The organism is Flavobacterium columnare NBRC 100251 = ATCC 23463 (assembly GCF_002530675.1).
Classification (GTDB): Bacteria; Bacteroidota; Bacteroidia; order Flavobacteriales; family Flavobacteriaceae; genus Flavobacterium; species Flavobacterium columnare.
In genome coordinates this window covers 1-9,120 of record NZ_PCMX01000115.1, presented here as the reverse complement: position 1 = coordinate 9,120, position 9,120 = coordinate 1, and the positions used below count along the sequence as shown (strand labels likewise).

At 29.5% G+C, this 9,120-nt stretch carries 7 protein-coding genes; 2 read left to right on the top strand and 5 right to left on the bottom strand.

Features of this window, described 5'->3' with window-relative positions; genetic code table 11:
* The 4 genes from B0A78_RS12915 to B0A78_RS12900 all read right to left on the bottom strand — a co-directional run.
* On the bottom strand, positions 1–1,413 hold a 1,413-nt coding region (locus B0A78_RS12915; protein ID WP_123907303.1), incomplete at its 3' end, for a PorP/SprF family type IX secretion system membrane protein.
* Positions 1,414–1,431: 18 nt separating this feature from the next.
* Positions 1,432–2,910 (bottom strand): T9SS type B sorting domain-containing protein, encoded by a 1,479-nt coding sequence (locus B0A78_RS12910; RefSeq protein WP_065212851.1) that lies wholly within the window; start codon positions 2,908–2,910, stop codon positions 1,432–1,434.
* Positions 2,911–3,011: 101 nt separating this feature from the next.
* Positions 3,012–4,295: a hypothetical protein gene (locus B0A78_RS12905; protein ID WP_041253238.1), complete on the bottom strand. Its 1,284-nt coding sequence runs from the start codon at positions 4,293–4,295 to the stop codon at positions 3,012–3,014.
* Positions 4,296–4,368: 73 nt separating this feature from the next.
* The gene (locus B0A78_RS12900) at positions 4,369–4,806 is read right to left on the bottom strand and encodes a hypothetical protein (protein WP_041253237.1); all 438 of its coding nucleotides are present in this window, start codon (positions 4,804–4,806) and stop codon (positions 4,369–4,371) included.
* A 571-nt stretch (positions 4,807–5,377) separates the two neighbouring features.
* Here B0A78_RS12900 and B0A78_RS12895 point away from each other — a divergent pair.
* Positions 5,378–6,526: a DNA polymerase III subunit gene (locus B0A78_RS12895; RefSeq protein ID WP_097609734.1), complete on the top strand. Its 1,149-nt coding sequence runs from the start codon at positions 5,378–5,380 to the stop codon at positions 6,524–6,526.
* Positions 6,527–6,530: 4 nt separating this feature from the next.
* Complete coding sequence (locus tag B0A78_RS12890; protein ID WP_014165850.1) at positions 6,531–6,914, top strand: hypothetical protein; 384 nt, start codon at positions 6,531–6,533, stop codon at positions 6,912–6,914.
* 49 nt (positions 6,915–6,963) lie between these two features.
* On the opposite strand, the gene B0A78_RS12885 is transcribed toward B0A78_RS12890, so the two are convergent.
* Positions 6,964–7,545: an OmpH family outer membrane protein gene (locus B0A78_RS12885; RefSeq protein WP_065212850.1), complete on the bottom strand. Its 582-nt coding sequence runs from the start codon at positions 7,543–7,545 to the stop codon at positions 6,964–6,966.
* Positions 7,546–9,120: the final 1,575 nt, after the last annotated feature.

Sequence of the window (9,120 nt, the reverse complement as noted above, 5' to 3'; positions counted from 1 at the left end):
TGCTTTTGCGTCAGCTTCTATTTTAGATTTTACATCAGTTCCTGCTTTTTCTTTCGCCAGACGTTCTTGCTCAGCTTTTAGTTTGGCAGCCGCTTCTGCTTTTAGTCGAGCTTCATTAGCGAAACGTTCTTGACGTTGACGTTCAGCCTCTGATAATGCTTTATTTTTATCCTGTTCTGCCCTCAATCGAGCTTCCATCTCTGCTTTTGCTCTAGCTTCTGCTGCTTCTTTTGCTTTTAGGGCATCTAAACGATCTTTTTCTGCCTTTAATCGAGCTTCCATTTCTGCTTTTGCCCTAGCTTCTGCTAATTCTTTTTCTTTTCTTAAACGTTCTGCCTCTAAACGCGCTTTTTCTTGCTGTTGTTTTAACGCTAACTCGGCAGCTCTTTCTTTGGCCAATTCTTGAGGGGTCTTCTTTTTAACAGCAACCGCTTTATCACTTGCCTTAGGATTGGTTTTACTACTTGCTTTTACTATTGGTCGTTCGTCTTCATAATCACCGTACCCCCTCAATTTATAAGCTAATGTGAATTCATGGGATAATCCAAAATTAGAAAAATTCCCTAAAGGTTTTTCAATTCCATAGCCGATAGATAATTTTTTAGCTAATACAAAGCCAATACCTGCATTAATACCATTTAAACTATCGTAGCCAGCTTGAACCCAACCTGCTTTAGGAGCGTTAAAAAGCAATGATGCTCCAAATCCTGTATATCCTGTTCCAATTTCGGCACGCCCTAAAGCTGAAAATTTAGCTCTTTCTAAAATTCCATCACGATCTATATAGCCTGTATACATAGCATGTAATCCAAAATTTTTAGCAGGGTTCCCTTGTACTAATCCAGATGGATTTAAGTTGTAATAAAACAAATTATTGGCTACGATACCGATATCAAAAAAACCTGTGCCAAAATTGATTCCTGGATTAATAGAAATCAAAGAGTATTTAGCTACATTACTTAGAATAGATTCTTGAACGTTTGTTATTATTTTTCCTGAATTGATCCCACTATTAATATAGGCTAGATTTAAACCAAAAGTAAGATTAGAATCTTGAATAATTTCTATATTTCTAGCGAAATTTCCTACCACTCCAAATGTGGAATAAATGTTTTCATTATTTTGGAATAATCCAATTCCATAACCATTTAAATCTTGGAATTTTCCTGATAAACTAAAGAAATAATCGGTTCTTGAATTTTCAAAGCCAATCCATTTTCTTTTATTATAAAAACTTATAAAAGATTCGTCTTCTCTAACATGACTAAAGCTAGGATTTATGATGTATTTATTGAATTTTAAAGAATTTTTAGCTAAAACATCAAATGGTCTAACTCCATTTACTGGTGTTTGACCACTTAGTTCTACTGTAACTAAACTGATTATGAAAAGGCTAAAACTCTTTAATTTCATAGTTTTTTGATATGTAATTTATTTAAGGACAGTTAAAGAACCTTTTTTTAAAGGACTACCATCTTTTGATATAATATAATAATAAATTGGGTTAATATCTTTTACTTCTATAACTGATTCAGGCCAAGAATCATCATAATTTTTCATTTTAAAAACTTCTTTACCATAACTATCTAGAATAAGAACTTCTATTGAGTCATTTTTATATTCTATAGGTAAAATCCATGTATCGTTTTCATTATTGCCATCATTTGGACTTATAACATTTGGAATATTTACTGATTCTACTCCTTCTATTATTTTAAATTGTATTGTTTTTGTATAGACGCAACTTGGGTCATTTTGTTTAACCACTAATTTATACAGCCCTTCTTTAAAATTAGCGTCATTAGTAACTGTAAAATTAGCCACTGTACTCGTAGGTGTAGATCCACCTGGTAAAAACCACTCATAAGTTGGATTTATAGCTGTAGTAGTGGCGTTTATATTAATTATTTCACTTTTCTTTAAATAATTTACGGATTTGGCATCAATAGCCAAATTAAAATTGGTAGATTGAAGTGTGATTGTATTAGTAGAAGTAGATTCACAAACAGTTCCTGGGCTAATTACTACTTTATAAACACCAGGATTGGCTGTTTTTAAGCTGTATGAAGTAGCTCCATCAATTTTAACAAAGTTTCCATTTGCTTGAGAATCAATATACCATTGATAGGTTTGTCCAGCTGTTGTACTCAAAGTCGTTGGATTACTAGGACAAACGGTTGTTCCTAAACTAGATGTTATAGAATAAGGAACTGAATTATTTGTAAATGCAACATTCACTTCCTGCGAATAAGCTATAAATCCAACTGTACTATTACAATTTCCGTAATCTATCTGTACACTGTATTTACCTGATTGGGCTATATTTAATTTAGATTCTGTTTCATTAGGTATTACGATACCGTCTTTTTTCCATATATATTTTAATCCTTTGTGTTGCAAAGGGGAGGGGCTCTTTTCGCTTATAGCTAATATTCCATTAGATCCACAAATACTTAAATTACCAGAACCATCGTCTAGAATATTAATTTTATCATTATAAATCCAAAAATAGGCATGAAAAGGTAGAGTAGGAGAGCTAGTCATTGCTGGAGAGCTAGTTCTTATTCTTAGTCGATATGATTTTCCTCCTGTAGTAATATTTTCAGGCACTTTAAAGGTTATTTTCCCTGGACTTGTACTTACTTGAGAGGAAAGAATAGTTATAGGGGTTAACTTAGCGAAATCCCCTTCAGGATCAGACATTTCTAGAGTAAATATATTGCCTGGGCTAAAACCATTAAAATCAAAATTAACAGAATAACTATTAAAATTAGAAGATGCACAAATATTTCCAAAATTTTTAGAAGGAGCATTTACAAAAGTTTGTGCTTTATTTTCTAGAATAAAAGAAAATAAAAAAATTGTAAAAAAATATTTGTTAAAAAAATTACAAAATAATGTATGATTCATAAACTTCTAATCTAAATTAATTTTGATCTTAAACTAAATAAATCCACTGGTAGATTTACTGCCAATGGATTTAAAGTATAATACTATAATCTAGAGATAAATTATTTACCAGCAGTAAATTTACCCACTTTTAATCTAAAATCTGGAGATTTAGACTCTACTGGGTTAATAAATAACTCAGCATTAGGTGTTTTTTCATATAAGTTTAAAAACTGAGGATTTCCATAAAAATCTTCTAAATCATCATTATTTGAAGAGTTAGCTAGGAATATATTTCCTTTACAGTTATTAAAAAACACTTCTGAAAAACCTATTTTTTTCAATCCTCCAGCTTCTGGATTAATTTCAGCATCTAAAATTGTTGCAGGAGCAAATCCAGAGATTAAACTTCTTTTTAAACTCAGAGAGGTATTAGCGCCTACGAAAACACCTTCTTTTACCAGTCCACTGGCTAGATCTAAATCAAAACTTTCAGAATTGTTAACTAAAGTACAATTAGTAGCAACAACGTTAGTTGAAGGTTTTGAGAAATCAGCTTCTTCTTTTTTATCATATCCTACTACATTGATGCATCGAGTTCTTGATGCACCTGAATATAATGAATGTCTAATTACTAATGAATTATCTAACTTAACCTGAGCACCTTGATTAAATTTGAAATCATCTCCAGAAACACGTAAAGTAACCATATTTTTAAGGTTTGTATCACCACCTAGAACTTCTATACCGTTTCCAGCAGAAAAACTAGTCATTACATGTTCAATCAATGTTTTGTTACCAACTCCAGCCAGAGTTAGAGCATTGTAATTTTTAAATCCTTTTATTTTTTTACCTGCGAATTCGATTCTTAAAAAACGTAATACCCCAGAATTTGCCATAGGATTAGTTCCTCCATAAATTGTTTGAGCAGGATCTAAGTCATAGTTCATAGACGCAACACCTCCAAATTTATTAATAGGTGCATCATTAAGGATTACTACACCTCCCCAATCGCCTGGTTTTTTAACCGGCTTGTTAGAAGTAAATACAATAGGATCTGTTTCTGTTCCATTTGCTTCCAATCGGGCACCTTTAGAGATAACTAAAGCTCCGTTGGTTTCTGAGTCGCCTTTAATAACGGTTCCAGGCTCAATTGTAAGTGTAACACCTGCAGCTACATAAACAGGACCTTGTAATAAGTAAGTATTCCTTTTTTGCAATGTTTTATTGGCCGTGATCTTTCCGTAGAGAATTTCAGTAGCCTCATTGTATTCCGTTTTAGAAGGTTTAAAATCCGTCCAGTTATTCAACCAGTTAGAGGATCCTATTATACCTTTTTCCTGCTGTGCATTTGCAGTCATTATTGCAAATAAAGCAATCCATTTTAAGTTAAGCAATTTCTTCATCGGGGGTCAAGTTTTTAGAAATTTACGCTAATATAGTAAAATTTTTCTTATTATATATATTTTTTAAAAATTATTATTCATATAATTGATTCAATTCACGCAACATATTTTCATAATAGAGAATAGAAGCTACTAAATTGCCTTTATCCGCATATGGAACCATTGTTGACTGAAAAGCAATTGTTGAGTTAACAAAAGCAACTATGTTTTCTTGTTGTTTATCTAATGCACTATTATTATCAGAAGTGTCTGGAATACCTACATCCTGCATAGTCATACCTGGTTTATTAGTTAAAGCAAGGTAAGGTAATATATTAACCAGAACTCTGATTCGTTCTTTATACAATTCCAAAAGCTGTCCCTTAGGCATACCGTCCAATTCACTTTTTTCATGGAACTTTTTAATTGCCGCACCACTAGTACTGATGATACTTTTTGGCTTTTTTGCTTGAGCATTTATATTTCCTACTGCGAAAAGCATAAACAAGCTTAAAAAGATAATTTTCTTCATGGTTATTCTTCTAATTTCAGTTATTAAAGTTCTAATTGTTCAAAAATATACTTTTAAATTGAATTAACAATTTTTTATTTGAATTTGTTAACGATTTTAAAAGCAAACTAAAAATAAATGCATTCATTTTTAAACTGTAATACCAAAAGCGTGCCAAAATTTATTTTATCATGAAAAATATATCTTTTAACCTATATAAATTTCGCTAGTAGAGCTAAATTATATCAATACAAATATAGTCTTTTTTTAATTATGTTCTACAATTAATTTGAATTATTATTAAAAATTAACATTTTGTGAACTTATCTAAATTTTTAATATCTTGAAAATCAAAATTGTTACTAAAAATTTAGATTTTTAGTATATTATTTCATAATTTTTCTTTCGTTTTTAAGGATATTATAAATTTATAAATGATAAAAACATCTAAATTTATTTACAAATTTTATATAATAACCGTTTTACAATAATTTTTTATAGCAGCATTAGCATAAATTTACAATAAGTAGGAGAAATGATAAATTTTATCCAAAATAAAAAAAATTATGGATAAGTAATTACTTTTGCTTTTATGTTATTTAAAGAAATAGTAGGACACCAACATGTAAAAAATCATTTATTAATTAGTGTGAGCCACGGGAGGATTCCTCATGCACAATTATTTGTTGGACCAGAAGGTTGTGGCATATTAAGAATAGCTATTGCTTATGCTCAATATATATTATGTCAGAATAAAGATTTTGAAAATCAAGGAGGTATAGATAGTTGTAATATTAAATTTGAACATGTTTCGCATCCTGATTTACATTTTGTTTACCCAACAGTTACAACTGAAGATGTAAAATCGAAGCCTAAAAGTTTGGATTTTTTACCACTTTGGCGAGAATTTTTACAAGAAAAACCATACGGTGGTTTGTTTGATTGGTACGATAAATTAGGTGTAGGGAATAAGCAAGGAGAAATTAGAGTAGAAGATGCCTCAGAAATATTAAAATCATTAGCTCTAAAATCCTATGAAGGAGGGTATAAGATTTTGATTATTTGGATGGCTGATAAAATGAATATCGCTGCTTCAAATAAATTATTAAAATTACTTGAAGAGCCTACAGATAAAACACTTTTCATATTAATTACGGAAAATGAAGAGGATTTATTGCAAACGATCCGTTCAAGATGTCAAGTCATTAATTTTGGAAAATTAAGTGAATCTGCTATCTCTCAGCATTTAGTTGAATATGAAGGAATTGAAGAAAAAGAAGCTATGAAGATTGCCCATAAATCACAAGGTAATTATAATAAGGCTTTACAATTAAGTTCTCATCAAAATGAAGATGCTCCATTTGAACAATGGTTTGTAAATTGGGTCCGAGCTGCATTTAGAGCGAAAGGCAATGCAAGTGCCATACAGGATTTGATAAATTGGAGTGAAGAAATAGCTAAACTTGGAAGAGAAAATCAAAAGAAATTTTTGAGTTATTGCATTGAAATATTTCGCCAAGCCCTTTTATTAAATTATCAAGCTGAAGGCTTAGTTTATTATGAATCTGGGATACAAGGATTTGATTTAAAGAAATTTGCTCCTTTTATTACGGGGCGGAATATACAAGAAATATACAAAGAATTAAATGATGCCATTTATCATATTGAACGTAATGGTAATTCTAAAATTATATTAACTGATTTATCTATAAAACTAACACGTTTAATCCATAAAAATTAACACTATGAACAATTTAGCTAGCTTACTTCTTTTAGCTTTTTTAGCTATTACTTTTCTACAATCAGGATATGATAAATTCATTGATTACCAGGGAAATTTAAATTGGTTAAAAGAACATTTTAAAAATACTTTTTTTGAGGGTATTGTATCTGTTTCTTTAAATATTTTATTAGCATTCGAAATTATAGCTGGCATTCTTTGTATAGTAGGAGGAATAGAATTATTGGTAAACGAAGGTACTACATTTGGTAAATACGGTGCCGTTGTTTCATGTGTAACACTATTAATGCTTTTATTTGGTCAGAGAACAGCCAAAGATTATGATGGGGCAAGAACTATTGTTATTTATTTTATCCCTGCTGTGTTAACCGTGTATATATTGCAATAATTTTACAAATAAAAAAGGGGGCAGTGCATACAGCATTTGCCCCCTTTTTTTATTTTTTAACCTCTTTATTATGAGCTTCTTTTTTAGGTTCTATTTTTTTACCTTCTGAAGTATATTTTTCGTTTAGAGCTTTTACAACTTCTTTGGTTATATCATAGCTATCTTTTGCATATAAAACGCTTGCTGCGTCTCCTGTGCCATATATATAATCATACCCGTTTTTCTTTCCGTAATCTTTGATAAAAGTACGTACTTTTTCAACAACTGAGTCACGTTTAGAACCTCCTTCGGCTTGTAATTGTTGTGCTATAGCTTGTTCTGCATAGGCTAACTGTTGTGAACGTTGTTGTAACTCAGCATATTTTTGTTGTGCCCATGCTTGTCCTTTAGCCATTGCATTTTGCTGAAAGTTAGCTTTTTCTGCTTCTAATTTTCTAGCTTCAACTTCTAACTCACGTCCTTTCACTTCTCCTTTTGTTTTGAATTTGTCCTGTAATTCTTTGGCTTCAGTATAATCTTCCATAAGTTTTACAGTATCTATATAAGCTGTTTTTACCTCTTTAGCTTCGGGTGTTTTATTACACGCTACTACGGCAGATAAAACAACCGCCATCATTACAAGCTTTTTCATTCTAATTGTGATTTATAATTTTTTGTAAAAGTAAACTTTTATTCCAAAATACTCAATACAAAAAATTAATGAATTAATATCATAAAAATAATAAAAAATGAACTATACGATTAAAATAACAAAAACTTATTTAAACAAATTGCACAATAATAATTCTTGATAAAAAACAGCTTAAATAAATTCGTTTTAAACCGTTTTAATTCCTTAAACCACTGTGAGTATACTAACACTAATAAAAACTCTTTAAATGAGTTTTAATGACTTTTTAAGTAAAAATAAAGTCCCTGAAGGGGATCAAAAGTCTAAAATAACTTAAAAAAGAATTTTAACTATTTCATTGAATAAATAATTTAAAGAAAAAGAGGAAAAATACATAAATAAATAAAATTGATACAAATAACAAAAACTATAAATTCTAATAATTCTATGCCGTTTTAAAAAAAAGAGTATTTTTAGGTAATATTTTTCTATTATTAAATGCCTTTGGTAAAAAGTTAGTGGTTCTGACTTTTTAGAATATTCGATTTTAAAAAAACAATATTTAAAATACCTTAAATAAACTCGTTTTAAAGCTCTTTTAAAACAATATCTATACCTAAATTCATAAACAACATATAACGCCTTACAGTTAATTTAAATAGTATTTAAAAGATAATATCTTATACGAAGCATATCTTAAAAGGTAACAGTCATTTTTAAAGGAAAAAATTAAAATTTCACGTGGAACAAAGTAGTTAAATTATTATGGTTAAAAATGAGGAAATCCTAAAAGATCGCAATGTTATCATTCTCCCTTTGGTAGAAGTGACAAACTAAACATTAAGTTACTACTTTTTAGATAGCACAACTCTTTAAAAAATTAGATTAACGGAATTATAAAAAAGAAAACCTGATAAGGTTATAAATTTCATAAATTTCTTAGCATTGTTCTTTTAGCTCTTATAGATTCACAAGAATACCGTTTAAAATATACTGGGGTAAAACTAAAGTTCTTGATACTTTTTTCCATTTTGTTTCAAAAACAACTCGAACTGAGGGTTGAGTATATAATCGTAATCATCGTCAACTAGAGTGCAAAGCGTATCGAGAGCTAACACTAATTTTTGTAGGTGTACTATTTTTAAACCCAGATTACGCATTAAAAATTTATTACAGATAAAAACGACTTCATTTTTTGTTCTCAAGGTGATAAAACTACAATTTTGGTAAAAAAAGCTGTTTATTATTAACTTCTTTGTCTTTTTTATCTTGATCCGAAAGGCTAACGCATAATTTGGGTTAATTATAAAAGTATTTCTTTTGTCCTTTTATCTTCATAGTAAAGTATAACGCGAAATCAGAAATAAAGTAGGGTTGATGTGTTTAAATAATTAATTGACATGTAAAATCATTCTATAAAAAATTCCACGTGGAACAAATAGTATAAAATTCTTTTTTAGATAATGAGAATATAAAGTCTTATTTTGAATTTCACGTGGAACATTTTATAAAAACAACCATAAAAATCCTTTTTTGAATGAAAAAAGTTATTTTTTGAATAAAAATATAGTTTTTTAGAGTAAAGAATAGAGAGTA

Bases quoted from the DNA above. Each gene is read 5' to 3' on its own strand.
- B0A78_RS12905 (WP_041253238.1), bottom strand. From the start codon at position 4,295: ATGAAGAAATTGCTTAACTTAAAATGGATTGCTTTATTTGCAATAATG.
- B0A78_RS12910 (WP_065212851.1), bottom strand. From the start codon at position 2,910: ATGAATCATACATTATTTTGTAATTTTTTTAACAAATATTTTTTTACA.
- B0A78_RS12900 (WP_041253237.1), bottom strand. From the start codon at position 4,806: ATGAAGAAAATTATCTTTTTAAGCTTGTTTATGCTTTTCGCAGTAGGA.
- B0A78_RS12890 (WP_014165850.1), top strand. From the start codon at position 6,531: ATGAACAATTTAGCTAGCTTACTTCTTTTAGCTTTTTTAGCTATTACT.
- B0A78_RS12885 (WP_065212850.1), bottom strand. From the start codon at position 7,545: ATGAAAAAGCTTGTAATGATGGCGGTTGTTTTATCTGCCGTAGTAGCG.
- B0A78_RS12895 (WP_097609734.1), top strand. From the start codon at position 5,378: ATGTTATTTAAAGAAATAGTAGGACACCAACATGTAAAAAATCATTTA.